This window comes from Solibacillus isronensis, assembly GCF_023715405.1.
GTDB lineage: Bacteria > Bacillota > Bacilli > Bacillales_A > Planococcaceae > Solibacillus > Solibacillus isronensis_B.
The window spans coordinates 153,311-179,442 of record NZ_JAMBOC010000001.1; the positions used below are offsets into that span (position 1 = coordinate 153,311).

General features: G+C 38.9%; 22 protein-coding genes. 16 read left to right on the top strand and 6 right to left on the bottom strand.

Annotation, left to right across the window (positions count from 1 at the left end):
- The first annotated feature begins 2 nt into the window (after window positions 1–2).
- Window positions 3–2,408: a phenylalanine--tRNA ligase subunit beta gene (gene pheT / locus M3166_RS00710; RefSeq protein ID WP_251686535.1), complete on the top strand. Its 2,406-nt coding sequence runs from the start codon at window positions 3–5 to the stop codon at window positions 2,406–2,408.
- Between the two features lie 45 nt (window positions 2,409–2,453).
- On the opposite strand, the gene M3166_RS00715 is transcribed toward pheT, so the two are convergent.
- A complete protein-coding gene (locus M3166_RS00715; protein ID WP_251686536.1) occupies window positions 2,454–2,930 on the bottom strand; it encodes a nucleoside-diphosphate sugar epimerase in 477 nt (158 codons plus the stop codon).
- Window positions 2,931–3,056: 126 nt separating this feature from the next.
- On the opposite strand from M3166_RS00715, the gene M3166_RS00720 reads away from it, so the two are divergent.
- Window positions 3,057–3,596 (top strand): hydrolase, encoded by a 540-nt coding sequence (locus M3166_RS00720; protein ID WP_251686537.1) that lies wholly within the window; start codon window positions 3,057–3,059, stop codon window positions 3,594–3,596.
- 109 nt (window positions 3,597–3,705) lie between these two features.
- Here M3166_RS00720 and M3166_RS00725 read toward each other — a convergent pair whose 3' ends face one another.
- Complete coding sequence (locus M3166_RS00725) at window positions 3,706–4,245, bottom strand: ECF transporter S component (RefSeq protein ID WP_251686538.1); 540 nt, start codon at window positions 4,243–4,245, stop codon at window positions 3,706–3,708.
- A 227-nt stretch (window positions 4,246–4,472) separates the two neighbouring features.
- Window positions 4,473–5,858: an amino acid permease gene (locus M3166_RS00730; protein WP_251686539.1), complete on the bottom strand. Its 1,386-nt coding sequence runs from the start codon at window positions 5,856–5,858 to the stop codon at window positions 4,473–4,475.
- A 320-nt stretch (window positions 5,859–6,178) separates the two neighbouring features.
- Between M3166_RS00730 and M3166_RS00735 the strand changes: the two genes are divergently transcribed.
- From M3166_RS00735 to M3166_RS00750, 4 genes are all read left to right on the top strand, one after another.
- Window positions 6,179–6,829 carry a TrkA C-terminal domain-containing protein gene (locus tag M3166_RS00735; RefSeq protein ID WP_079528304.1) on the top strand — a complete coding sequence of 217 codons (651 nt, stop codon included), beginning with the start codon at window positions 6,179–6,181 and terminating at the stop codon, window positions 6,827–6,829.
- Window positions 6,830–7,055: 226 nt separating this feature from the next.
- Complete coding sequence (locus M3166_RS00740; protein WP_251686540.1) at window positions 7,056–8,255, top strand: quaternary amine ABC transporter ATP-binding protein; 1,200 nt, start codon at window positions 7,056–7,058, stop codon at window positions 8,253–8,255.
- Window positions 8,248–9,111: an ABC transporter permease gene (locus M3166_RS00745; protein WP_251686541.1), complete on the top strand. Its 864-nt coding sequence runs from the start codon at window positions 8,248–8,250 to the stop codon at window positions 9,109–9,111. The genes M3166_RS00740 and M3166_RS00745 overlap by 8 nt, the downstream gene beginning before the upstream one ends.
- Before the next feature lies 1 nt (window position 9,112).
- Complete coding sequence (locus M3166_RS00750) at window positions 9,113–10,000, top strand: glycine betaine ABC transporter substrate-binding protein (RefSeq protein ID WP_251686542.1); 888 nt, start codon at window positions 9,113–9,115, stop codon at window positions 9,998–10,000.
- A 119-nt stretch (window positions 10,001–10,119) separates the two neighbouring features.
- Here the strand turns inward: M3166_RS00750 and M3166_RS00755 are convergent, their stop codons facing one another.
- The gene (locus M3166_RS00755) at window positions 10,120–11,310 is read right to left on the bottom strand and encodes a coenzyme F420-0:L-glutamate ligase (protein ID WP_251686543.1); all 1,191 of its coding nucleotides are present in this window, start codon (window positions 11,308–11,310) and stop codon (window positions 10,120–10,122) included.
- Between the two features lie 153 nt (window positions 11,311–11,463).
- Here M3166_RS00755 and M3166_RS00760 point away from each other — a divergent pair, with 153 nt between their 5' ends.
- Both M3166_RS00760 and M3166_RS00765 read left to right on the top strand, forming a co-directional pair.
- A complete protein-coding gene (locus M3166_RS00760; protein ID WP_251686544.1) occupies window positions 11,464–12,357 on the top strand; it encodes a LysR family transcriptional regulator in 894 nt (297 codons plus the stop codon).
- Between the two features lie 22 nt (window positions 12,358–12,379).
- The gene (locus M3166_RS00765) at window positions 12,380–13,825 is read left to right on the top strand and encodes a DEAD/DEAH box helicase (protein ID WP_251686545.1); all 1,446 of its coding nucleotides are present in this window, start codon (window positions 12,380–12,382) and stop codon (window positions 13,823–13,825) included.
- A 65-nt stretch (window positions 13,826–13,890) separates the two neighbouring features.
- On the opposite strand, the gene M3166_RS00770 is transcribed toward M3166_RS00765, so the two are convergent.
- The gene (locus tag M3166_RS00770; protein WP_251686546.1) at window positions 13,891–14,784 is read right to left on the bottom strand and encodes a TetR/AcrR family transcriptional regulator; all 894 of its coding nucleotides are present in this window, start codon (window positions 14,782–14,784) and stop codon (window positions 13,891–13,893) included.
- Between the two features lie 231 nt (window positions 14,785–15,015).
- Between M3166_RS00770 and M3166_RS00775 the strand changes: the two genes are divergently transcribed.
- Window positions 15,016–16,539 (top strand): DHA2 family efflux MFS transporter permease subunit, encoded by a 1,524-nt coding sequence (locus tag M3166_RS00775; RefSeq protein WP_251686547.1) that lies wholly within the window; start codon window positions 15,016–15,018, stop codon window positions 16,537–16,539.
- Window positions 16,540–16,635: 96 nt separating this feature from the next.
- A complete protein-coding gene (locus tag M3166_RS00780; protein ID WP_251686548.1) occupies window positions 16,636–17,007 on the top strand; it encodes a VOC family protein in 372 nt (123 codons plus the stop codon).
- A 37-nt stretch (window positions 17,008–17,044) separates the two neighbouring features.
- On the opposite strand, the gene rnhC is transcribed toward M3166_RS00780, so the two are convergent.
- Window positions 17,045–17,974: a ribonuclease HIII gene (rnhC, locus tag M3166_RS00785; protein WP_251686549.1), complete on the bottom strand. Its 930-nt coding sequence runs from the start codon at window positions 17,972–17,974 to the stop codon at window positions 17,045–17,047.
- Window positions 17,975–18,235: 261 nt separating this feature from the next.
- On the opposite strand from rnhC, the gene zapA reads away from it, so the two are divergent.
- From zapA to M3166_RS00815, 6 genes are all read left to right on the top strand, one after another.
- Window positions 18,236–18,496 (top strand): cell division protein ZapA, encoded by a 261-nt coding sequence (gene zapA, locus M3166_RS00790; RefSeq protein ID WP_008405018.1) that lies wholly within the window; start codon window positions 18,236–18,238, stop codon window positions 18,494–18,496.
- A 5-nt stretch (window positions 18,497–18,501) separates the two neighbouring features.
- On the top strand, window positions 18,502–19,041 hold the full coding sequence (locus tag M3166_RS00795) for a CvpA family protein (protein WP_251686550.1): 540 nt from the start codon (window positions 18,502–18,504) through the stop codon (window positions 19,039–19,041).
- 215 nt (window positions 19,042–19,256) lie between these two features.
- Entirely contained in the window at window positions 19,257–20,966 is a 1,710-nt protein-coding gene (polX, locus tag M3166_RS00800) for a DNA polymerase/3'-5' exonuclease PolX (protein WP_251686551.1), read from the top strand.
- A gap of 109 nt (window positions 20,967–21,075) precedes the next feature.
- Window positions 21,076–23,442, top strand: a complete 2,367-nt coding sequence (locus M3166_RS00805) for an endonuclease MutS2 (RefSeq protein ID WP_251686552.1) — start codon at window positions 21,076–21,078, stop codon at window positions 23,440–23,442.
- 70 nt (window positions 23,443–23,512) lie between these two features.
- The gene (locus M3166_RS00810; protein WP_251686553.1) at window positions 23,513–23,926 is read left to right on the top strand and encodes a DUF350 domain-containing protein; all 414 of its coding nucleotides are present in this window, start codon (window positions 23,513–23,515) and stop codon (window positions 23,924–23,926) included.
- A gap of 426 nt (window positions 23,927–24,352) precedes the next feature.
- Window positions 24,353–26,044, top strand: coding sequence for a long-chain-fatty-acid--CoA ligase (locus tag M3166_RS00815; RefSeq protein WP_251686554.1), 1,692 nt, complete (start codon window positions 24,353–24,355; stop codon window positions 26,042–26,044).
- Window positions 26,045–26,132: the final 88 nt, after the last annotated feature.

Sequence of the window (26,132 nt, forward strand, 5' to 3'; positions counted from 1 at the left end):
AAATGTTAGTTTCATTAAAATGGTTAAGTCAATATGTAGACATTTCTTCTATAGAAGCAAATGAATTAGCAGAAAAAATTACGCGTGCGGGTATTGAAGTTGATGCAGTAATTGACCGTTCACTAGGCATGTCAAATGTTGTTGTAGGTCATGTTGTATCAAAAGAAAAACATCCGGAAGCAGATAAATTAAATGTGTGTCAAGTTGATGTTGGGGAAGAAGAGCTTCAACAAATCGTGTGTGGGGCTCCAAACGTTGATGCTGGTCAAAAAGTCATCGTAGCGCGTCCAGGGGCAAAATTGCCAGGCGGCATTAAAATTAAAAAAGCGAAGTTACGCGGGCAAGAATCAAACGGAATGATTTGTTCACTTCAGGAGTTGGGCATTGAAGGCCGTCTTGTGCCAAAAGCTTATGCAGATGGGATTTATGTATTACCTGCCGATTCAACTCCAGGTGCAGATGCATTAGAAGTTTTAGGCTTACGTGATACAGTACTTGAGCTTGGTTTAACGCCGAACCGTTCGGATGCAATGAGCATGCTTGGTGTTGCTTATGAAGTAGCTGCGATTTTATCCCAAGATGTAAAATTACCGGAAATCGTTTATACAGCTTCAGCTGAAAAAGCGGAAGACGTTTTAAAGTTAACGGTAGAAGATAAAGAAGCAAATCCGATGTACGCAGCAAAAGTTGTAAAAAACATTGAAGTAAAAGAATCGCCATTATGGCTGCAGCATGCGCTTATGTCTGCAGGAGTACGACCACATAATAACGTAGTTGATATTACAAACTACGTATTAATGGAATACGGTCAACCATTACATGCATTTGACTACGATAAATTGGCAACTGGTGAAATCGTAACGCGTATGGCACGTGATGGTGAAGTAATGACAACGCTTGATGATCAGGAGCGTAAATTGGCTAGCCACAATCTTGTCATTACAAATGGTCAAGAAGCTGAAGCGGTTGCAGGTGTTATGGGCGGTGCTAAATCAGAAGTATCAAATACTACAACGACAGTAGTAATCGAATCTGCATACTTCAATCCGGCTTCTGTGCGCCGTACTTCAAAAGAGATCGGCTTACGTTCAGATTCTTCAGCGCGTTTTGAAAAAGGTGTTGATCCGAATCGTGTCCTTCCTGCAGCAGAACGTGCAGCACAATTACTTGCTGAATTAGCAGGAGGAGAAGTATTGGAAGGTACAGTGCTAGTAGATGAGCTTGATAAAACGCCAGCTCGTGTTGTTGTATCACCTGACTTTATTAACGGCCGTTTAGGTATGAAGATTTCGTTAGAGGATATGCTGTCTATTTTAGAGCGTTTAAAATTTGATGTGGAAGCAGCAAATGGCTTATTGATCATTGATGCTCCAACGCGACGACAGGATATTAAAATTCCGGAAGATATCGTTGAAGAAATTGCACGTATGTATGGCTATGATGAGATTCCTGTAAGCTTACCGGCGAGTGATCAAGTTGGCCGGTTAACGCCTTATCAGGCAGGACGCCGTATCGTACGCAATGTAATGGAAGGTGCCGGTCTTTATCAAGCGGTAACTTACTCATTAACTTCAGCAGCGCACGCTCAAAAGTTTGCATTAAAAGCTGAAGATACAACAAAATTATTAATGCCTATGTCTGAAGAACGCTCAACATTACGCCAAAGCTTAATTCCTCACTTAGTAGAGGCAGCAAGCTATAACGTAGCCCGTCAAGCGGAAACAGTAGCATTATATGAAATTGGTTCAGTATTCCTTGGACAAACTGCTGAAGAACTTCCATTTGAAGAAGAGCACTTAGCGCTTGTGTTAACAGGTAAATGGATAGATAATACATGGCAGGGCGAAAAGAAAAATGTTGATTTCTTCGTTGCAAAAGGTATTGTTGAAGCGGTATTTGCTAAATTAGGCTTAACAGCTCGAGTAAGCTATGTAAAAGCGCAAGTAGACGGTTTACATCCAGGTCGAACAGCCGATGTATTATTAGATGGCGAAAAAGTGGGTGTCATTGCCCAGCTTCATCCGCAAGAACAAAAAGCATTTGATGTAAAAGAAACTTATGTAGCTGAATTGAACTTGAATGCCATTTTAAGTGCAACACAAGAAGAGCTTGTTTATTCAATGATTCCTCGCTTCCCGGCAATGAGTCGTGATATCGCATTAGAATTGGATGTAGCAGCTCCAGCTGGTGAAATTGTAAGCATTATTAAAGGTGCAGGAACTTCTTTATTGAAAGAAGTAAAAGTATTTGATGTTTATGCAGGGGAGAAAATGACGGCTGGTAAAAAATCAGTAGCATTCTCATTAACATATTTCGACCCAGAGCGCACATTAACAGACGAAGAAGTGGTCACAGCGCACAATAAAGTATTAAAAGCATTAGCAGCAGCTGGTGCAGAAGTACGCTAATTAACAATAACAAAACCCGAATGGTTCAAACCATTCGGGTTTTTATTATTGCGGAGACTGTTTGGCAGGCTTGACCATTCCTGTAGCAGCACCGACTAAAGCACTTAAAGTATGGACAATTCCAAATGTATAAAAATTAAGAAAAACGTGATTCGTGTACTCATTTAATAGGGGGAAACGATAAATTGTGGAACCGGGTGTCTTCGTATCACCACCGAGGGATGCATACACACTATTTGAAAAATCAATCGCATAATAGATGAACGCCACTAACAGCGCCACTCCAAATACTAAATAAATCATACGCATAAATTGATCTTTTGCGTTTCTTGCACTTTCAGTAAAGAAGCGAAACGTAATAAATAAACTAAGTATAATAAATGGTGCAACTAGTGCTAAACCTAGTGCGCCAAGATTTCCTCCATTTGCAACATCGTCCGGTTTTACCGTAAAAAAGTGCTGAATAATTAATACTCCAAATAAACTAATGCCCATACTTATGAGCCAACTAAGACGCAACATATAAATCCTCCATTTCTCTTTTCACTATACATTGTCATCCATTTCGTTTCAATGGAGGATCTACTATTCATTTAGTGGAAAAGTTCAGTATAATAGAGAAGAATGCAACTTAGGGGAGGTATATTCATGTTAAAAAAAGAAGAAGCAGTATTAGTACTGATTGATATTCAGGGGAAATTGGCGCAAGTTGTTGAGGAAAGTGCACTAGTTGTAGGTAATATCGCCACAATGGTACAAGGGGCAAAGTTATTGGAATTACCTATTTTATGGCTTGAGCAATATCCAAAAGGGCTTGGTCCGACAGATGAGCGAGTTGCGGAGCATTTAACAGATGAAAAACCGATTGAAAAAATTACATTCAGTGCTTATGATACTGAGGAATTTGTACAAGCATTACAGCAAACAGGACGCAAGAAGATTTTATTGGCCGGAATTGAAGCCCATATTTGTGTGTATCAAACAGCAGCTCAATTACTGGAAAACGGTTATGAAGTCGAAGTGCTGGCAGACTGTGTGTCTTCACGCACAGCGAGTAATCGAGAGATAGGCATCCAGAAAATGTTGCAGCTTGGTGCACGCGTAACTAGTGTGGAAATGGCATTATTCGAAATGCAGCAAGTAGCAAAAGGCGATGCATTTAAAGCAATTAGCAAATTAGTAAAATAAAAATAGGATTGGTTAGCGAAATTGGCCGCTAACCAATTTTTTTATCCTCATTAACGGGGTCCCGTCTCTATAGGGGATGAGGAACCCCCCCACTAATTAAAGTTTCATTTTATTTAAAAAGAGGCAGTTTTTTCAAAGCGATACATACAGGTATTGCAATGATAAGACCCACTGCATTTTGAACGAGATTTCCTGGAATTGATGCAAGTGGAATGACCCAGTTTCCGTAGAGAACACGTTCACAAATATAATAACCGCCAAGCATAAAGGGAACCGAGATAACGATAGCCGCAAAGTTATAAATAAAACTTCCGCCATTTTTTCCATGCATCGTCGCAATTTTACCAACAATATAGCCCTGAAGACCACGAGTAATGAATGTAAATGGTGCCCATAATGTCCAGCCGGATAAAATATCAAACAGTGCCATACCGAATGCTCCGGCCATTGCGCCCTTCTTCGGACCAAATAAAATTGAGATAATAAAAAGCATGGCAGAACCTAAATGAACGAGACCCCCATTTGCAGCAATCGGCAAACGGATATTAATAAAAAATGTGGCTACGAACACGAGTGAAATGAGAAGGCTCGTAATAATTAAATCTTTTGTTTTTTCTGATGAAGTAGTGAGTGGTCGTGATGATTCCATAGTAAATGACGCTCCCTTGCTTGAAATTATCTTTCATATTAGCAATTCGTTGGCATCTGTAAAAGGTTCAAAAACAAATAATTTGATAAGGTCAGAAAATTTGCATATCGCTTTTTTCAAAGACAGGGAATTTTTCAGAAAGTAAAAGCGCAGCAAATTATCGGAACTAATTTGCTGCACTTTTTATATAGAGCGGTTATAGTACCAACTCTGTTCAACTATTTAGATTAAGAATTCATCGTAGAATGTTTTTTTCCATACGCAAAATAAACGATTATACCGATAATAAACCAAATACCGCAAGCGATCCATGTGTGCAAGGAAAGTTGTGTAATCAGTAAAATACATAAAATAAATGATAATATTGGTAAAACGGGATAAAAAGGTACTTTGAATCGATCTTGTGGCAATTCTTTATTTTTACGTAAAGATAAAATGCCGGCAGAAACAAAAATAAACGCGACCAGTGTCCCCATATTAACAAGTTCCGCCAACAAATCCAATGGAACAAACCCTGCAAAAAATGAAATAATTACTGTAAATAGCCACGTATTTTTAGCAGGCATTTTACGCTTTTCACTTAATTGTGCAAGCATTTTTGGCATTAAGCCATCACGGGCAAACGCCATTAACAATCGTGTCCCGCCGTACATCATCACTAATATAACGGTCATCATGCCAATGACAGCCCCGAGCGATATAATTCCAGCTGCCCATTCCTGATCGATTACTTGCATCGCGTAAGATACAGGATCGGTTACATTCAGGTCTGTATATGGAACAATCCCTGTCAGTACAAGTGAAACTACTACATACAAGACAGTACAGACAAGCAAGGAACCGATAATTCCGATTGGCATATTCCGCTGTGGATTTTTTACTTCCGAGGCAGCAGAAGATACGGCATCAAACCCTAAGTAAGCAAAAAATACGAGCGCGGCACCTGTGAAAACACCGCTCATTCCAAATGGCAGGAAAGGTGTCCAGTTATCAGGCTTCACATAAAAGACACCTACTACAATAAACAATAAAATAACACCAAGTTTAATTGCGACCAATAATGCATTAAAACGTGTCGATTCTTTCATTCCTAATGACAGTAAAGCACCTATCGCAAAGATAATACATATCGCAGGTAAGTTAATATAAGTACCGTTTTCAGGACTAAATGCCCCTGTCAAAGCGACCGGCAAATGGATACTCAATCCTTCCAGCAGCGAAACAAAATAACCTGACCAGCCTGTTGCCACGGCAGCAGTTGCGAGACCGTATTCCAATAATAATGCCCAGCCGACAAGCCATGCTATGATTTCTCCAAAAACGATATAGCTATATGAATAGGCACTACCTGCAACGGGTACAGTAGAAGAAAATTCAGAATAACATAGTGCGGCTAATGCACATACGACTGCAGCAATCGTAAAGGAGAATACAATTCCGGGGCCTGCATGGAGCGCAGAGACCGTGCCCGGTAAAATGAATATGCCTGTACCGACAATGGCACCGACACCTAACATAATCAAATCAAAAGGACCCATTGTTTTAGGTAACTGCATGTTTCCGCTTTTAAGTAAAAGGTCATTGATTGGTTTTTTTCTAAATAATTTTTCCATTTTCACACCTATTTCTAATTTACAATAGTCAAAATTTTATCATCATTTTTCTGGATAATAAACAAGTTTATTGAGTTAAAGTGCTAAAGTGTTAGTTTTGTCGAAAAAATGAGAAATAACTCGAATAAAAAAGTTAATAATGTTATTGTTAGTATTTAACAGAAAAAAATACCTATATTTTAATTCAATTTATTGAAATGAAACTGTTTAAAATCAGCGAACTATTTGTTGTTTTTATAAAAAGGTATATAATTTCGATATAGTATAAATATAGGAATTTTGCTTATGCATACTGAACACAGCACAAAGGAGTGCAAATAATGGAGAAGAAAATCCAAATTAAGCAGCCCAAATATCAAGTAATAGCAGAAGATATTGCCGCTAAAATTGTTGAAAAAAAATATGTTGTCGGGGAAAAGATTTATGCCCGTTCATCGCTGGCATCTCAATACAGTGTTTCATCAGAAACCGCGAGACGAGCGATTGCCGTTCTACAGGATCTAAATATAGTAGAAGCGACAAAGGGGAGCGGTGTTGTCATCGTTTCCTATGAAAATGCTGCTAAATACATTCAACGGTTAACTGGCGTTAAATCAATAAGAGATTTACAAAAACAATTAACCGACAGTATTGAACGCCAAATTGATGAGTTGCATCATTTCCAGGATACATTAGGAGAAATGGTCAATCGGACTAGCCGCTATCAATCGATAAACCCGTTTGTACCTTTTCAAATCGATATTACTGAAAATTGCCCATTCCTATCGAAAAATGTTGGCGAAATCAATTTCTGGCAGGAAACGGGTGCTACAATAATTGGCATCAAAAAAGATCATGAGCTAATTGTTTCGCCTGGTCCATACGCAACACTCTCTGCCGGAGATACATTATTTTTTATTGGTAAAGAAGAATGTTATTCGAATGTAAAACACTTTTTACAGTTAGAAAGTAACAACTTTCGATCAGAATAGATAAAGGTCGTCAAATTTATAACAAAAACAAACTACTCCCTCATTGTATTTCGGGAGTAGTTTTTTCTGTTTAAGGGACTTTATTTCTAGATAGAGGAGCAAAAAAATCAATTCTTATTTGACAATAGTAACAACGTATATTAATATAAAAGTTGTTGCTTTTAACAACCTGAGATAAATATAAAGTTGTTACTAGCATGAAATTAATTATATTAGGAAGTGGATTATGGGGAAAATTAAAATTGACCGAGTCACTAAAGTATTTGGAAAAAATACATCACAGGCATTAAAGCTCGTGAAGCAAGAAAAATCCAAAGAACAGATATTAAAAGAGACAAATGCTACTGTAGGTGTATATGAAGCTAGTTTGACAATTGAAGAGGGTGAGATTTTCGTAATCATGGGGCTCTCAGGAAGTGGGAAGTCTACATTAATCCGTTTACTCAATCGTCTCATTCAACCAACGAGTGGTGATATTTATATAGATGATCAAAATATTACAAAGCTCAATAAAAAGAGCCTGCAGCTAGTTCGCAGGGAAAAAATGAGCATGGTGTTTCAAAACTTCGCATTATTCCCGCAACGTACCATTTTACAAAATGCAGAGTATGGCCTGGAAGTCAGAGGCGTTCCAAAAGAGGAAAGACGATTAAAAGCAGAAAAGGCTTTACAGAATGCAGGGTTGCTCTCCTATAAAGACCAGTATCCAGATCAATTATCAGGTGGTATGCAGCAGCGTGTAGGACTTGCACGGGCGTTGGCAAATGATACAGAAATCATATTAATGGATGAAGCTTTTTCTGCTCTTGATCCGCTCATTCGTAAAGAGATGCAAGATGAGCTATTGGAGTTACAAGCTAATTTACAAAAAACCATTGTCTTTATTACACATGATTTAAATGAAGCACTTCGTATTGGGGATCGTATTGCCATTATGAAGGATGGAAAGATCATGCAAGTAGGAACAGGGGAAGAAATTTTGACAAACCCTGCAAATGAATATGTCCGTTCATTCCTGGAAGATGTAGACCGTTCGAAAGTATTGACGGCAGAAAATGCGATGATTCGTCCGATGACCATTCAAATTGATCATGAAGGGCCAAAAGTTGCGTTGCAGCGTATGAGAGAAGATAAAGTTAGTGTCCTGCTCGCAGTAGATAAAGCCCGAAAATATTTAGGTTATATTACTGCAAATGATGCTCTGGAGCTTGCGCAATCCGGTGAAAAATCACTGCAATCAATTTTACGTAACGATATGCCGATAGTGGAGCCATCTACAATTATTCAGGATGTTTTATCGGTTATTTCCGATTCTCCGACACCATTAGCAGTAGTCGAAGAGGGAAAACTGCGCGGAGTCTTAATCCGTGGAGTTGTTTTAGAGTCGTTAGCCTCTGAAAAAAACGGGGGTGTAGACAATGAGTAAACTTTTAAATTTGGCAACACCATTACCGATTGCAGAAAATGTTGAGAAACTGATGGATTTTGTTACTGATACGTTTTCTGCTCAATTCCGTTTCATTCAGAACAACGGTGAAGATTTAATGGATTTTGTAACATCCACATTAACAGCGATTCCACCGTATGTATTTATTTTAATCATTGCTGTACTAGCGTTTTTCGCAACAGGCAAAAAATTCGGTTTAGCCCTCTTTTCAATCATTGGTTTACTGTTCATCTTAAACCAAGGCTTATGGGATCAGCTTATGAATACATTTACACTCGTGCTGTTCTCTAGTTTAATCGCGATTGTAATCGGTATACCACTTGGAATTCTAATGTCGAAATCAAAAGTAGTAGAAGAAATTTTAAAACCAATTTTAGACTTTATGCAAACAATGCCAGGGTTCGTATATTTAATCCCAGCCGTTGCATTTTTCGGGATTGGTGTCGTACCAGGTGTATTTGCTTCAGTTATCTTCGCATTACCACCAACTGTACGTTTTACAAATCTCGGTATCCGTCAAGTTCCGACTCATTTAATCGAAGCGGCGGACTCTTATGGTAGTACTTTCACTCAAAAATTAGTAAAAGTAGAATTGCCACTTTCAAAATCTACAATTATGGCCGGTATTAACCAAACGGTACTTTTATCATTATCGATGGTCGTTATTGCATCGATGATCGGTGCACCTGGTTTAGGTCGAGAAGTATTATCGGCTCTACAAAGAGCACAAATCGGTAATGGATTTGTTGCGGGGATCAGTCTTGTAATCTTCGCTATTATCGTAGACCGTTTAACACAAAGTTTAAATAAACAAAAATCAAATGGGGGAAAATAAAATGAAAAAATTAAAATGGATGCCTGCAGCAACAGCAATGAGTGCGGCGCTATTATTAGCTGCGTGTGGAGATGACACAACAGAGAAAAAAGAAACGTCATCTAAAGAAGATCTAGGTTCAATCGAATTAGCCTATGTAGAATGGGATTCAGAAGTTGCCTCTACTTATGTAGTGGCAGAAGTACTGGAAAGTGTCGGCTATAAAGTTGACATTACACCATTGGATAATGCCATCATGTGGGAAGCAGTTTCTAAAGGTGAAGCAGATGCAATGGTATCTGGCTGGTTACCTGCTACACATGCTTCACAGTATGAAAAATACGGGGCAGATGTAGAAGATTTAGGACCAAACTTACAAGGTGCGAAAATTGGATTAGTTGTACCAAGTTATATGGAAGCAACATCAATTGCTGATTTATCGACAGAAGCGGCCTCAACAATTACAGGTATTGAAGCGGGTGCAGGTGTAGTTGCAGCTGCTGAAAGAGCACTTGAAACATATCCAAACCTGGAATCATGGTCATTACAACCATCATCATCGGGTGCGATGACAGTTGCTTTAGAACAAGCGATTAAAAATGAGGAAGATATCGTTGTGACAGGCTGGAGCCCACACTGGAAATTTGCCAATTATGATTTAAAATATTTGGAAGATCCTGAAGGCGTATTCGGCGGAGAAGAAAGCATTCACACATTTGTGCGTCAAAACTTAGAAAAAGAGTCACCTGACGCTTTCAAGATTTTAGATGCCTTTGAATGGACAACAGAAGATATCGAAGAAGTTATGCTGAACATTTACTCAGGAACAAAACCTGCAGAAGCAGCACAACAATGGGTTGAAGAAAACCAGGATGTTGTAAACAAATGGACAGAAGGTATTGAAAAGTAAGCTTAAATAAAATAACGGTGCAAATTTTGAAATTTAAAATTTGCACCGTTTTTTTTTATCAATTTAAATACGAAATAAAAGACTCAAATTCCACTGACGGAAATGAGTCTTTATGTTTTTTATTTTGTATAGTTATCGAAATACCCTTGGATGTAGATCATTGGTGTTCCTTTATCGCCTGAACCTGAAGTTAAGTCAGATAATGAACCGATTAAATCTGTCAGCTTACGAGGTGTTGTACCTTGAGCCGCCATATTACCAGTTAAATCTTCTTCCTTGTTGTTAATATATTCTTTGATTGCTGATTTTAATTCTTCACCATGCAAGTTAGAGAAATCATTGTCCGCTAAATACTTCAACTTGATTTCGTTCGGAGTACCGTCAAGACCTGGCGTGTAAGCAGGTGATACAACAGGGTCTGCAAGTTCCCAAATTTGGCCAACTGGATCTTTAAATGCACCGTCACCGTAGATCATTACTTCTACAAGTTTCCCTGTAGCCGCTAAAATTTTCGCCTGGATGTCATCAACGATTGGTTGGCATTTGTCCGGGAATAATTTCACACTATCTTCTGTCGATTTGTTTGATCCAAGTAACCCGTAATTAGAGTTAGAACCAGATCCGTTTACAGATTCAGCTAAAATGTTATCAAGACCATAAACTTTTTCTGCTCCAGCAGCTTTTAAAATACGTTTTGTACGGAAGCGAGAGTGAATATCGCAAGTTAAAATGCTTTTCGTATAATCTAAAATTGTTTTTGCATTGTTCGAGAAGATGACTTCAACTTCAGCACCTTGTTCGACGATTAATTCTTTATAATATTCGATGTAGTCTACACCTGTAAATGTATGTTTGTTATAACCGAAATGGCCACGGAATTCAGCTTCTGTCAGCACATCAGTCCATGGGTTGATACCTTTTTCATCTAGTTCATCCAATGATACTAAATGGTTGCCCACTTCATCAGATGGGTAGCTTAGCATAAGGACGATTTTCTTTGTACCTGCTGCAATTCCTTTTAAAATGTTAGAGAAGCGGTTACGCGAAAGAATCGGGAAAATCACACCTACAGTGTCATCACCGAATTTTGCTTTTACATCAGATGCGATATCTGAAATTTTAGCGTAGTTACCTTGTGCACGTGCAACAACAGATTCTGTCACTGTCACAATATCACGATCCTCAATTTCATAGCCTTCTGTCTTTGCAGCATTTAACGCTGTATCAACAACGATTTGAACAATATCGTCCCCTTCATTAATAATTGGGCCACGAAGACCTCGTACAACCGTTCCTACTACACGTTCCAAAATAATCTCTCCTTCAATAGCTGTAAGTTATATTTTAATTGCTTTTGCTTACTGTTAAGCAAAACATAAGTAATCTCACAATGTTTACTATAACCTGTTCATGTGATATAAGTAAAATTAATATTTCTAATATCAGATATAAGTGAGGGTTATATGATAATAAAATTGGAAGCATATCGTATTTTCAATGAAGTAAGTCGAAGTAAAAGTTTTTCAAAGGCAGCAACGGCTTTATATATGACACAGCCGGCCGTTAGCCAGTCTATTTCAAAACTTGAGAAAGAACTTGATACAATTTTATTTAACCGAACGCCAAAAGGGGTAACCTTAACTGAAGAAGGCGAATTGTTACACGAATATGTCAATTCCGCTCTTGGTATTTTAGACGCGGGTGAAGAGAAAATCGCAGAATTTAAAAATCTGCGTACAGGCGTTTTACGTATCGGAGTTGGGGATACGATTTCAAGATACTTTTTACTGCCTTATTTAGAGGCATTCCATATTAAATATCCTGGCATTAAACTAAAGGTTTTAAACGGTACAACGAATGAAATATTAGCTTTTATTAAATCTGGTGAAGCGGATTTGGGCATATGCAACTTGCCGATTCAAGATCCACAGCTTCAAGTTATCCCTTGTAAGGAAATTCATGATATATTTGTGTGCGGACAAAAATATAAAAATTTATCAAAGAAGCCAATTCGCCTAGATATGCTCATGAAGCTGCCGTTAATTTTTTTGGAGAAAAAGGCAAACTCTCGTAATTATGTGGAAAACTATTTAAAAGAACAGGGCTATACAATTTCACCTGAATTCGAGTTAGGCTCACATGATTTAGTATTGGAATTTGCAAAAATTAATTTAGGTGTCGCAAGTGTAACAAAGGAATTTGCGACAGATTACTTGGATAAAGGGCTTTTATATGAAATTGAACTCCAACAACCAATTCCTAAGCGTAATTTAGGGATTGTCCATTTAAAAAATGTTTCACTTTCAAAAGCAACGAGAAAATTTATCGCTATTGTTGATCCGGGAATCATTCATTAATAGAAGAAAATGAGGAATAAATATGACAACTAATTTTAACGACTATCCATTATCACCAGAATTACAGGGTGCGCTTAAAGATTTGGATTACAGCACACCGACTGAAGTTCAGCAAAAAGTGCTGCCCCATGCATTAAAGGAACAAGATCTAATTGTTAAAGCACAAACAGGAAGCGGAAAAACTGCTGCATTTGCAATCCCGATTTGCGAAAATATTGATTGGATTGAAAACAAGCCACAAGCACTAGTACTAACACCGACACGTGAATTGGCTGTCCAAGTAAAAGAAGAGTTTACCAATATTGGACGTTACAAACGTATTAAAGCTACCGCATTATACGGAAAGCAGCCGTTCCGTTATCAGCAGGACGAATTGAAGCAAAAAACACATATTGCAGTTGGTACTCCGGGACGCGTACTGGATCATATCGAAAAGGGAACATTGAAGCTTGATAAAATTCGCTATGTTGTCCTTGATGAAGCAGATGAGATGCTAAACATGGGCTTCATCGAGCAAGTTGAAGCGATATTGGCTCATGTGGAACATCGTGAAGTAACAATGCTGTTTTCAGCGACAGTACCGGATACGATAAAAAAGCTGGCATCCAATTATTTAAAAGACCCGGTTGATATCGAAGTACGTTCGGAAGAGGCTGCGCCAAAAATTGAGCATGCGGTTATTGAAGTACAGGACGATGAAAAAACAGCTGCTGTCGAAAAAATTGCGGTTGTGGAAAATCCGGATACGTGTATTATTTTCTGCCGTACGAAAGATCGTGTCGATGCATTGCACGATTATTTATATGACCGTGAATACAGCGTCGATAAGCTGCACGGGGGTATGGACCAGTCAACTCGTCTACTTGTCATGAATGACTATAAGCGCGGTGACTTCCGCTATTTAGTGGCAACAGATGTTGCGGCGCGCGGTATTGATATCGAGAACATTTCGTTGGTAATTAACTATGATTTGCCGATGGAAAAGGAAGCATATGTACATCGTACGGGCCGAACAGGACGTGCCGGCAAGGAAGGGAAGGCTGTTACATTTGTTACCCCGTTTGAACATGACTTCCTGGCAGGGATTGAAGACCTGATCGGATTTTCGATTCCGAAGATGGACTTGCCGACACATGAAGAAGTAGAGGCAAAGGCGGAGGCATTTGACAAAAAAATGCAAAGCCGACCACAAAAGAAAAAACAAAAGAATGCCAAAGTCGATGCAAATATTACGAAGCTCTATTTTAATGGCGGTAAGAAGAAAAAGCTGCGTGCTGTTGATTTTGTCGGAACGATTGCAAAAATTCCGGGGATGACCGCTGCAGATATCGGCATTATTACGATTCTGGATACCTCTACATTCGTAGAAATTTTAAATGGTAAAGGCAATCTTGTGTTAAAAGCGATGAAAACAACGCCGATTAAGGGCAAGCAATTGAAAGTACACATCTCGACGAGCAATAACTAATAAAAAGTCGTATTGAACAGATAACGTTCAATACGACTTTTATTGTTGAAAGAATCAGATGTAAGTTACTTCTTGTCCCCGTTTTTGATAAAGTACCATAATAAATTTGCAAGTTCGACATTTTCCCCGGCATGCGGTGTGTTTGCAAAAGCTTCACGGAAAGGTTTAAGCAAAGTTTCGATAACAGCAAGACGTAACTCATTACGCTGCAGTTCATCCAGAATACTTTCAGTGAATTGAGCCCCTACCTCATTGTCAGTATCCAGTTTTAACTGGTCAAGGAACCCTTGGACCTTTTCGATTAAATCGTTCTTTGTAATCGACTGGTAAATTTTTTTCTCTTCGACAAGTTGAAGGGCATCCTGTGTAATGAGGATTTCACCATTTTCCAACATAATTGGATAAATTGCTTTAACGTTCCGTAATGCAATTCGCAAAATTTTCTTTTGGTCGATCATTTCACTGTAGAAGAGACGGTGGGAATAGGTTAAATGGTGAACCATCGCAAAATATAAAATGGCAAGCTCAAGAGAATAAGGGCGGACTTCCTCGCCAAAAATATCTGTAAAACGATTGGATACCCACTCGATTTCCAATTGGCGATAGCGTTCCAATAATTGACGGAGCTCCTTGTCATTTGATTGAAAGATATTTTCGAACACGGATACTAAGTTTTGCTTTTTATTAATTTGCATAAGAACGAGAATTTGTTCCAATAATAAGTTTTCATCGGTAATATCTTGATTTAGCAGCATTTCGTGGCGTAATAAGCTTGCTTCGTATCGGGTCTGTTCCATAATCGATATAAAACATTCCACTTTAGATGAGAAATAATTATAAAATGTCCCTTTTGAAATAAGCGCTTTGTCTAAAATGTCCTGTATTGATGTTTCATGAAAGCCCTTTTCGATAAAAAGCTGCAATGCACTATCAAGTACCTGTCTTTTTCGTTGATTCATGAACTTCCTCCATAACAATTAAAACGATTTGCTGTGCATATAACGTAATAAAAGTGAGTTTTTTTTGTACTGTATACTCTAAATTGTACTCTCATTCTACTGTTTAAAGCGCGTATTCGCAATGTTTTTAGACTGCGAGTATAAAATTGTTGAATTAAATGGACTCTGAGTATAAAATAGTTCGAGTACAGAAATAGGAAGATTAAAAGATTGAGGAAGGGAAATAAAATTATGGAACAGACACATGATGTAAAAACATTTAAAAAACCCCCGTATTTAATGATAGCCGTATTATTTGTCGGGGCGTTTGTAGCATTTTTAAATAACACATTATTAAACGTAGCTTTACCGTCTATTATGACTGCTTTTGATATTAAAGATTATTCGACAGTACAATGGTTAGCGACAGGCTATATGCTTGTAAGTGGGGTATTGGTTCCTGCTTCGGCGTACTTAATTACAAAATTCAGAACACGACCTTTATTCATTATATCAATGACGATTTTCGTTATTGGTACGGCATTGGCCTCATTTGCACCTAGCTTCAGTTTTTTATTGGCAGGTCGTATGATTCAGGCTGCTGGTGCAGCAACAATGGCACCGGTTTTAATGAACGTAATGCTTATTAGCTTCCCTGTTGAAAAACGCGGGCAGGCAATGGGGATGTTCGGGTTAGTTATGGTACTGGCACCAGCAATTGGACCAACACTATCTGGGTATATTGTGGAACATTACGACTGGAGCGTTCTTTTCAAAATGATTCTTCCAATTGCCGTTTTATCACTTTTACTGGCAGTTTGGAAACTGGAAGATGTCCTTCCAAACCGAGATGCTAAAATCGATATACTTTCAATTGGATTGTCTACAATCGGTTTTGGCGGATTATTATACGGCTTCAGTACAGCTAGTTCAGCTGGCTGGTCAGCAGTAGAAGTTTGGGGAACAATTACTGTAGGGGCAATTGGTTTAGCATGGTTTATCATTCGCCAATTCCGTTTAGAGCAGCCGTTGCTAGATTTACGTATTTACACATACCCTTCATACGCATTAGCTTCTGTCGTATCAATGGTATTATCAGTAGCGATGTTCTCAGGGATGATTTTAACACCTGCTTATGTGCAGAATGTTCGCGGAATCGAACCGTTTGAAGCAGGATTAATGATGTTGCCAGGTGCAATTGTAATGGGGATTATGTCGCCAATTACAGGGAAATTATTCGACCGGTTTGGGCCACGTATTTTGGCTGTTATCGGCTTAACGATTACAACATTAGCAACTGTTGGATTAGGTTATCTTGAAGCTGATTCATCTTACTTATTTATTATTTCAGTTTATACAATTCGTATGTTTGGTATTTCCATGGTTATGATGCCGATTATGACAAACGGTTTAAATGCTTTGCCGAACCGTTTAAATCCGCACGGTACAGCGATGAACAATACTGCTCAGCAAGTAGCAGGTGCAATTGGTACAGCTGTTTTAGTAACAGTTTTCAACTCGCATACAAAAACACGTGCAGCAGAAATTGCAGCAGATATGCAAGCGAATGCTTCATCTGCAGTACAACCGACTGCTGAGCAAATCGCCCAAGCCCAAGCACAAGTAATGCAACAGGCCATGCTGGACGGAATTACGTACAGTTTCTTCGTAGCAGCAGGGATTACAGTGGTAGCATTAGTGTTAGCTTTATTTATTAAACGCGTTGATGTGACGAAACGTGAAGATTATACGGGACCAGTTCCTGAAAAGAAATAAAATGATTGTAACGGCAGGTGTTTTCTATTCCTGCCGTTTTTTTATTTGTTATACTTGGGTAAAGTAAAGTACGCTGTATAAAAAGGAGTTCGAAAAATGATTGAACAATTAGGGCAAGTCATGTTGTATGTAGAAGACCAGGAACAGTCAAAAAAGTTTTGGACTGAAAAATTAGGATTTACTGTAATTTCCGACATCAATAACGGCATGCGAATTATTACGGTTGCACCAAAAGATGAAGCGCAAACAAGCATTGTATTGCATGATAAAAAGAAAATAGAAGAAATGTCTCCAGAATTGAATTTATCTACGCCTTCATTAATGTTTTATGCACAAAATTTAGAGGAACTGTATGAAGATTTTAAAGCAAAGGGAATTACGGTTGGGGAGTTTATGAAGATGCCTTTCGGGAAAGTGTTCAACTTTGCCGATGATGAGGAAAATTATTTTGCAGTAATGGAAAAATAAAAAAGGAGCTGTGCCAATAATGGCGGCAGCTCCTTTTCTATTTTCTCTTTTGCAGAAGTTTGCGTGCTTTTTCGGTATTGGCAAAATGCCATTTCGTCATGGAACGAAGTGTCTCTTCGCCATGCTTTCGCCAAATTTTAGCGGCCATTTCATCGACTTTGCCGCTCGCTCCTTTTTGAAGAGGGAACCCTGTCACTTTTGCAAGACGATCCATTTCTTTAAGAAATGCATAACGTGCCAATATCGAGGCAGTAGCAACAGCTACATGCAGATTTTCGGCTTTAGTCGAGAACAGAACATTTTGGCGGACAATTTCTTTTTCATTTTTAATGTGATTATAGTAAATTCCGCGCTCTGCAAACTGGTCGATTAAAATATATTGCGGGGCTTCGGGTGCTATTTTTGTCAATACATGCTTTAATGCCTGATTGTGCAGCAGCGCTTTTATTTTTCCCTGCGAGTACCCGCGTGCCTGAATTGCATTGTATTTATCATTGCGCAGCGTCAAAATACTGTGAACGCACACCTTCATTAAATCCGGAGCAATTTGTCGCATATAGTCATCAGTCAATTGTTTGGAATCCTTCACACCTAGTTCCTGGACGAGCGCTATTTTATCTGCGGGTACATAGACAGCAGCTACAGTTACAGGACCAAAGTAATCGCCTGTTCCGGTTTCATCTGAACCTAATACAGATAATGTTGCAAAATTGTCCGGGAGTGTATCACCTTTCGTGGAGGCAACTTTAGCCGTTGGAGCACCAGTTTGCCCCCAGCGTGCTGCTTCACGTTCTGCACCAGCCCCTTGAAACATAACTTTTCCTGATTTATATGCAGTAATAGCTGTATCGGCAAGTTTTACCGCAAAAATAACACCAGGAGCCTTTCGTTCAATAAGAGCATCTTTATAGAAATGTTGAATTGATTGCTGTTGTTCAGCACTGCAAAGTAAAACGATATTTGTCATAATCGATCCTTTCAAAAACAATGTATTACTATGTAGTATAGCTTTTTGAATAAAAAAGGGGAACTTACATATGTATGCTTCTTTCACAGGAACATTCGGGACATGGTGTTGCGATAGTGAAATTGGAAATGTTATGATGTACAATAGGAAAATGGCATCGTTATATAATAGAATCAATCAGGTTTGCTTTCAATCTTTTATTGGGCAAAAACGAAGAAAGTATTTTCGTTACTGTTCACTTATTTTTCTGGAGGGATTATTTTGGCTGAGCAAGAAAAGAATCGCATTTCCGTAGAGATATATGGTAATACATATAAAATGGTAGGAACAGAATCATCGGTCCATATGCGTCTTGTTGCTTCATTAGTGGACGACAAAATGCGGGAAATCAGTGCCCATAATCCATCTTTAGATACAGCGAAGCTAGCTGTATTAACAGCCGTTAATTCTGTGCACGATTATCTATTATTAAAAGAACAATTTGAAAAACTAGAAATACAATTGAAACATTTGAAGGGTTGACATACATGTTGGATTTAATTATTATCGCAGTCTTTATCATTAGTCTTATAGTTGGAGCGAAACGAGGGTTCGTTGTTCAGCTTATTAATATCGGAAGTTTTATTGTTGCCCTCATTGTAGCGATTATTTATTATAAGCCGCTAGCAGAAAAATTTGTTTTATGGATTCCGTATCCTGGCTTTACAGAAGGTTCAACAATGACGCTCGTTCTGGATTCACTCGATGTTGACCGTACTTTTTATCGCGTCTTTGCGTTTGCCATTATTTTCTTTGCAGTAAAGATTGCCCTCCAAATTGTCGGGTCAATGTTTGATTTTTTAACGTATTTACCTGTATTGAGTTCGTTAAACTATGTATTAGGTGCAGTTCTTGGATTTATTGAAATGTATCTTGTACTATTTATTGGACTGTATGTTGTGGCATTACTGCCGGTGGAATCGATTCAAACATTCATCGACAGCTCAATTTTGGCAGGACTCATACTTGAGCATACACCGCTTATTACGAGCATGTTCCAAAATTGGTGGTATATACAAAAGAATTAACTTATTTCAGCGGGTGTCCTAAATTCGGAAAAGGGGTTATTAAAAAAAGAAGTCAACCTAAAAGCATCGCATTATGCTAATACAGCTGACTTATCCGCGCACCGTAGATATTTAGCCGGTTCTGGACACCATTATGCCGAGGCGTAATTGATTTGAAAATCATGCGAATGCTTCTCTCGATTTCCGGGAGGAGCTTTTTTAAAGGAGAGATAATGATGAACAAAAAAATTATTATTCGTACATTGGAAAAAATCGCGTTATATATGGAACTGCAGGCAGAAAATCCATTTAAAGTATCCGCCTTTCGAAAAGCGGCAGCGGCTCTCGAAGCAGATGAGCGGAGTCTAAGCGAAATCGATGATATTACAGCAATTAAAGGGATCGGTAAAGGAACAGCAGCGGTTATTACGGAACTGATGGAAATCGGGGAATCGACTGTATTGAAAGAGCTTGAGGCAATCGTACCGAAAGGGCTTATTCCGTTGATGAAACTACCGGGATTAGGTGGTAAAAAGCTTGCCAAATTGTATCAGGAACTGAACATAGTTGATGCGGCCACATTAAAGGCAGCTTGTGAGGCAGGTCAAGTAAGGGGACTTGCAGGATTTGCGGCAAAAACAGAGGAAAAAATTTTAAAAGAGCTTGAAACATTTGGTTCCCGCGCGGAACGTTTACCTATTTGGCAGCTCGAGCCTGTCGTATTGGAGATTAACGAGCTTTTGGCAAGTTTACCTGAAGTGGAGCTGTTCTCGGTTGCAGGGAGCTTCCGACGCGTTGCAGAAACGAGTAAAGATGTTGATTTCATCATAGCAACAAAGGAATATGAAGTTGTACGTGAAGCGATTTTAACGCGACTCGCAATATTAGAAACCGTTGCAGCAGGGGATACAAAAGTATCTGTCATATTGGACCGTGAAGAACCGGTAAGTGTGGATTTCCGTTTAGTGACTCGGGAAGAATTTGCAACAGCACTTCATCATTTCACCGGATCGAAGGACCATAATGTACGCATGCGTCAGCTTGCTAAATCTATGGGGAAGAAAATCAGTGAATATGGTGTCGAGCAAGAAGACGGTACTGTCGTAACATTTGAGTCGGAAGAAGCGTTTTTTGCGCATTTCAACTTACCATTTATTCCGCCGACTGTGCGTGAAAGCGGGAAAGAGCTGGATCGTCTGAACGAGCTAAGCGGGTTAGTGAAGCTGAAAGATATCGTAGCGGATCTTCATATGCATACAACTTGGTCAGATGGCGCGCATTCAGTTAGCGAGATGGGGCAAGCTTTAATGGATATCGGATATTCACATGCAGTCATTACCGATCACTCTCAATATTTAAAAGTGGCAAATGGATTAACACCTGAACGACTTGAGCAGCAAAAGCTTGATATTTATGCATTTAACGAAGCAAATCCAAGTTTCCGACTGTACAGAGGTACGGAAATGGATATTCTGCCTGATGGAACATTAGACTTTGGTGATGATGTTTTAAAAGAACTGGATTTTGTTATTGCATCGATTCATTCAAGTTTTACACAATCGCAGGACAAAATTATGGCGCGCTTAAAAACAGCGGTAGAAAATCCGTACGTCCATATGATTGCTCACCCGACAGGACGTATCATCGGGCAGCGCGGAGGCTATGACCCGGACGTACCGTTATTGATTGAATGGGCAGCAGAATATGGTAAAATATTGGAACTCAATGCTAATCCGTATCGCCTGGACTTAAGCATCGAATATTTGATGCTGGCAATGGAGAAAAATGTACCAATCGCCATCAATACAGACGCCCATGCAATTGACCAATTGCGCTTTATGGACATCGGTGTCAAATACGCACAAAAAGCATGGCTGAAAAAAGACCTGATCGTCAACACATGGTCAAAAGAAAAGTTCGAAGCATTTATTGCGAAAAATAAATGATTAATTGTTGATAAAGCGAGTTGATGGGAAAGCGTCCAACCCGGAATGGAAATCAACTCCATAGTACAGGTGTACTAAAAAATAAAGAAAAGTAATAGGAGGTGTTCTCATGATCGAACAACGAGCATTGAAAACACTAGAATTTCATAAAGTACGTGAGCAAGTAGCGGCATTTTGTACAAACTCTATCGGTAAACAAGCGATCGATGAACTTGTACCGGAAACGGATTACGATACAGTTGTAGAACTTTTGGAAGAAATGGACGAAGGACTCGCGATTTTGCGTGTGAAAGGCAATGTACCTTTGGGCGGTATTTTCGATGTACGTCCACATGCACGACGCTCACAAATCGGCGGTATGCTCAGCCCGATGGAATTAATGGAAATCGCAAGCACAATACGAGCAAGCCGAATTTTACGAAATTTCATTGAAGATATCGAATCAGAAAAGACAATTGAAATCCCGCACTTTATCGAACGTAAAGAACAAATGCCTGTCTTGACGGCATTGCAGCACGAAATTAATGATTGTATCGATGATAATGGCACGGTGCTTGATTCAGCAAGTCCTGCATTACGCTCAATTCGCCAGTCCTTGCGTTCAGAAGAATCTAAAGTGCGTCAAAAGCTGGAAAGTCTCACACGTGGTTCGAATGCAACAAAAATGTTGTCTGACGCAATTATTACAATTCGTAATGACCGCTTCGTAATACCTGTAAAACAAGAGTATCGTTCACATTATGGCGGAATCGTCCACGATCAGTCCGCTTCAGGTCAAACATTGTTTATCGAGCCTGATGCAGTGATTCAAGCGAACAATGAAGTGCAGCGTCTTAAAGTGAAAGAAAAGGCTGAAATCGAGCGCATTTTATCCGAGCTAACATTAAAGGTACAGGAAGTCGGTCATGAAATATTTGTTCTTGTGCAGTTACTTGGAGAATTGGATGTTATTTTAGCAAAAGGGAAATACGGACAAGCAAATAAATGCACAATGCCGAAAATGAATAAAGAAGGTTATACACGACTAGTCCGTGCACGACACCCGCTATTGCCAATTGAAGAAGCAGTTGCAAACACGATTGAATTTGGACGAGATGTAACAGCTATTGTTATTACTGGACCAAACACAGGCGGTAAAACAGTAACACTGAAAACAGTGGGACTGTGTACAATCATGGCACAGTGCGGACTGCCTGTTCCGGCACTAGATGGTTCTGAATTGGCTGTGTTTGAGCAAATTTTTGCTGATATTGGTGATGAACAGTCCATTGAACAGTCATTATCAACTTTCTCTTCTCATATGGTGAATATAGTAGACATTTTAAGCAAATTTAATGAAAAATCGTTAATATTATTTGATGAGCTTGGCGCAGGTACCGATCCGCAGGAAGGTGCGGCACTCGCAATTGCTATATTAGATGAAACAGTTGATCGCGGTGCGCGTGTTATGGCAACTTCTCACTATCCGGAGTTGAAGGCATATGGCTATAACCGTCCATCTGTTGTCAACGCGAGTGTAGAATTCGATATTGAAACACTTAGCCCTACTTATCGATTACTGATCGGGGTGCCAGGTCGCTCGAATGCATTTGAAATTTCCAAACGTCTTGGATTAAGTTCAAATGTAATCGACCATGCAAAATCCTTTACGGGTACTGACCGTCATGAAGTAGAGTCTATGATTGCTTCACTTGAAGAAAGCCGATTACGATCTGAACGTGAAGCGGACGAAGCTCACCTTTTACTGGAGGACGCACAAAAAATCCGGGCAGAGCTGGAAGAACGTCTTCGTATTTATGATGAGAAAAAGGAAAACCTGGAGAAAAAAGCGAAAGATAAGGCTCGTAAAATTGTCGATGAGGCGAAGAAAGAAGCGGAATCGATTATTACAGAGTTGAGAAAAATGAAAGAAAATGCCGCATTATCGGTGAAAGAGCATGAGTTAATCGATGCGAAAAAGCGTTTAGATAATGCAGCACCGATTGATAACAATAAAGTGCTTCAAAAGGCTGTCGCTGCCCGTGAGCGTAAGCAAAATCTGCAAGTAGGCGATGAAGTGAAGGTATTAAGCTACGGTCAAAAAGGTTCACTCCTGCAAAAAGCAGGAAATGAGTGGGTTGTTCAAATCGGTATTTTGAAAATGAAACTGCCTGAATCTGATTTAGAGTATTTGAAACCAGAAAAAGAGCAGGCTACTCGTCCGATGATGAATGTGAAAAACCGCAACAGCGTTGTAAAACTTGAACTTGATTTACGTGGGGAACGATATGAAGAAGCACTTATTCGCACAGAAAAATATTTAGATGATGCGTTATTAGCGAACTATCCGCGTGTATCGATTATTCACGGTAAAGGGACTGGTGCATTACGCCAAGGGATTCAAAGCTTCCTGAAAAATCATAAGCGTGTTAAATCATACCGATATGGTGAAGCGGGCGAAGGCGGATTCGGTGTTACAGTCGTAGAACTAAAATAGTTGTTGCTCCTTTTAAATTATGCGCTAATATTAAACATAGAAAGAAAATAATTAAAGGGGGTAAAATGGATTGCTAGGATCAAACTTTTGGCACCATCCTCTCGTAGAAACTGCAGGCTATTTTAGTGTGGTAGTCCTTTGCCTATTCGTATCGATGATTTTATTTGAGGTCGTAACAAAGTATAAAAATTGGGATGAAATAAAAAAGGGAAATGTCGCGGTCGCTTTAGCTACTGGAGGAAAAATTTTAGGCGTCTGTAATATTTTCAGATATTCAATTAATCAGCATACATCATTTATTGAAATGCTCGGTTGGGGTTTGTTCGGTTTTACGTTATTAATTTTTGCCTATTTTTTATTTGAGTTTTTAACACCGAGATTTAATGTGGATGAGGAGATTGCTGCTGACAACCGTTCAGTTGGATTTATCTCATTTACAATTTCTCTTGGTTTGTCATTTGTTATCGGAGCAAGTATTTCATAGGAGCATACACATGGAAACATTATCGAAAATCTTACTCGTCGTCTGTTTCATTTTTCTTGCAGTCGGCATTTACTACATGATGACACTCTAAACATAAAAGCAAATGAACTAGCATTTAGTTAGTTCATTTGCTTTTTTCATTAGCTGAGCAGATTTATATCAATCGAATAAAATAAACTTTTAGGACCGTTAACAAAAAATATTTAAACTATTTAATACTTTATTGAAAAAGTATATTTCCATACTAAACGAATAGTCCTATATGTTTTAAATACAATAATACTATAAAAGTCAAAATAAATAACGAGAAGATATATGCATAAACGAGAATATAATGTGTGTATCTATGAAAATAGTTTGAAACCATTTCCAATTTTCATTATAATGATGTAAACAAGTAAAGCTTTATCGAAGGGGAGGAGTTTTATGACAGAAAAGGTTTGGTTGGCAAGCTATCCGAAGGAAGTACCACATTCTATTGAGCTGCCGGAAATTCCTGTACACCAGTTTTTAACACAAGCATTTGAGTCAATGCCTAATAAAGTGGCAATACACTTCATGGGGCGCGAGCTTACGTACAAAGAGCTTTATGAATCGGCGTTGAAGTTTGCGAACTACCTGCATTCTCTAGGGGTGGAGAAGGGGGATCGAGTTGCAATTATGCTGCCGAACTGTCCGCAAGCAGTCATCGCCTATTATGGTACGATGTATGCCGGTGGGGTTGTCGTACAGACGAATCCGCTTTATACAGAACGGGAGCTGCAATATCAGATGGCGGATTCCGGAGCAAAAGTAATATTAGTAATGGATATTTTATATCCAAGAGCAATGAAAATATTACATGAGACAAATATTGAAAATGTCATCGTTACAGGAATTAAAGATTATTTGCCATTCCCGAAAAATTTAGTGTATCCGTTCATCCAAAAGAAACAGTACGGTTTTAGTGTAAGGGTGGAACATAGCGGAACGAATCACCTGTTTACGGAAATCATGAAAATGGCCAAAACCGATAAAATCGAGCAAGAATTTGATTTTGAAAATGACTTAGCATTATTGCAATACACTGGCGGGACAACAGGTTACCCGAAAGGTGTTATGTTAACGCATAAAAACCTGATTGCAAATACATTAATGTGTGATGCATGGATGTATAAATGTAAAAAAGGTGAAGAGACAATTTTAGGCATACTTCCATTCTTCCATGTATATGGTATGACAACTGTATTAATTTTATCTGTCATGCAGCAAGGCAAGATGGTATTACTTCCGAAATTTGATGCAGAGCAAGCGTTGAAAACGATTGATAAACAAAAACCAACTTTATTCCCCGGTGCCCCAACAATGTATATTGGCTTGTTGAATCACCCGGATTTAGCAAAATATGATCTATCGTCAATTAAAGCGTGTTTAAGCGGGTCTGCTGCATTACCACTGGAAGTTCAGGAAAAGTTTGAAGAATTGACAGGCGGTCGTTTAGTAGAAGGATACGGTTTAACCGAAACTTCTCCGGTTACACATGCCAATCCAATTTGGGACCATCGTATCAACGGTTCGATCGGTTTACCTTGGCCGAATACAGAAGCGGTTATTTTACGTTCAGGTGAAGCAGAAGTATTGCCTGTAGGAGAAATTGGTGAAATAGCGGTAAAAGGACCACAAGTTATGAAGGGCTACTGGAATCGTCCTGAAGAAACAGCAATGACATTTGCAGATGGCTGGTTTTTAACGGGTGATTTAGGTTATATGGATGAAAAGGGTTATTTCTATGTTGTTGACCGCAAAAAGGATATGATTATTGCAGGCGGATTTAATATTTATCCGCGTGAAGTAGAAGAAGTGCTGTATGAGCATGAGGCGATTCAGGAATGTGTCGTAGCCGGTATACCGGATCCGTATCGTGGAGAAACCGTAAAGGCATATATTGTTCTTAAAGAGGGTAAAACTGTTACAGAAAAAGAGCTGAACGAGTATTGCCGTAAAAACCTAGCTGCTTATAAAGTGCCTCGTATCTATGAATTCCGTCAAGAGCTGCCGAAAACAGCAGTCGGGAAAATTTTACGTCGTACGCTTATTGAAGAAGAAAAACAGAAAATGGCACAACAAGAAGCAAAATAATTAATTGTTTAGCAAACTATTGACAGAATGCAGAACAAACTATAATATGAAAACATGAATGAATGGTCATTCATGTTTTCATATTTTT

Excerpts from the sequence above, each read along its gene's own strand:
- M3166_RS00760 (WP_251686544.1), top strand. The coding sequence starts at position 11,464 with ATGATAATAAAATTGGAAGCATATCGTATTTTCAATGAAGTAAGTCGA.
- M3166_RS00770 (WP_251686546.1), bottom strand. The coding sequence starts at position 14,784 with ATGAATCAACGAAAAAGACAGGTACTTGATAGTGCATTGCAGCTTTTT.
- polX (WP_251686551.1), top strand. The coding sequence starts at position 19,257 with ATGAACAAAAAAATTATTATTCGTACATTGGAAAAAATCGCGTTATAT.
- pheT (WP_251686535.1), top strand. The coding sequence starts at position 3 with ATGTTAGTTTCATTAAAATGGTTAAGTCAATATGTAGACATTTCTTCT.
- M3166_RS00715 (WP_251686536.1), bottom strand. The coding sequence starts at position 2,930 with ATGTTGCGTCTTAGTTGGCTCATAAGTATGGGCATTAGTTTATTTGGA.
- M3166_RS00765 (WP_251686545.1), top strand. The coding sequence starts at position 12,380 with ATGACAACTAATTTTAACGACTATCCATTATCACCAGAATTACAGGGT.
- M3166_RS00750 (WP_251686542.1), top strand. The coding sequence starts at position 9,113 with ATGAAAAAATTAAAATGGATGCCTGCAGCAACAGCAATGAGTGCGGCG.
- M3166_RS00780 (WP_251686548.1), top strand. The coding sequence starts at position 16,636 with ATGATTGAACAATTAGGGCAAGTCATGTTGTATGTAGAAGACCAGGAA.
- M3166_RS00740 (WP_251686540.1), top strand. The coding sequence starts at position 7,056 with ATGGGGAAAATTAAAATTGACCGAGTCACTAAAGTATTTGGAAAAAAT.
- M3166_RS00720 (WP_251686537.1), top strand. The coding sequence starts at position 3,057 with ATGTTAAAAAAAGAAGAAGCAGTATTAGTACTGATTGATATTCAGGGG.
- M3166_RS00745 (WP_251686541.1), top strand. The coding sequence starts at position 8,248 with ATGAGTAAACTTTTAAATTTGGCAACACCATTACCGATTGCAGAAAAT.
- rnhC (WP_251686549.1), bottom strand. The coding sequence starts at position 17,974 with ATGACAAATATCGTTTTACTTTGCAGTGCTGAACAACAGCAATCAATT.
- M3166_RS00775 (WP_251686547.1), top strand. The coding sequence starts at position 15,016 with ATGGAACAGACACATGATGTAAAAACATTTAAAAAACCCCCGTATTTA.
- M3166_RS00805 (WP_251686552.1), top strand. The coding sequence starts at position 21,076 with ATGATCGAACAACGAGCATTGAAAACACTAGAATTTCATAAAGTACGT.
- M3166_RS00735 (WP_079528304.1), top strand. The coding sequence starts at position 6,179 with ATGGAGAAGAAAATCCAAATTAAGCAGCCCAAATATCAAGTAATAGCA.
- M3166_RS00725 (WP_251686538.1), bottom strand. The coding sequence starts at position 4,245 with ATGGAATCATCACGACCACTCACTACTTCATCAGAAAAAACAAAAGAT.
- M3166_RS00730 (WP_251686539.1), bottom strand. The coding sequence starts at position 5,858 with ATGGAAAAATTATTTAGAAAAAAACCAATCAATGACCTTTTACTTAAA.
- M3166_RS00815 (WP_251686554.1), top strand. The coding sequence starts at position 24,353 with ATGACAGAAAAGGTTTGGTTGGCAAGCTATCCGAAGGAAGTACCACAT.
- M3166_RS00795 (WP_251686550.1), top strand. The coding sequence starts at position 18,502 with ATGTTGGATTTAATTATTATCGCAGTCTTTATCATTAGTCTTATAGTT.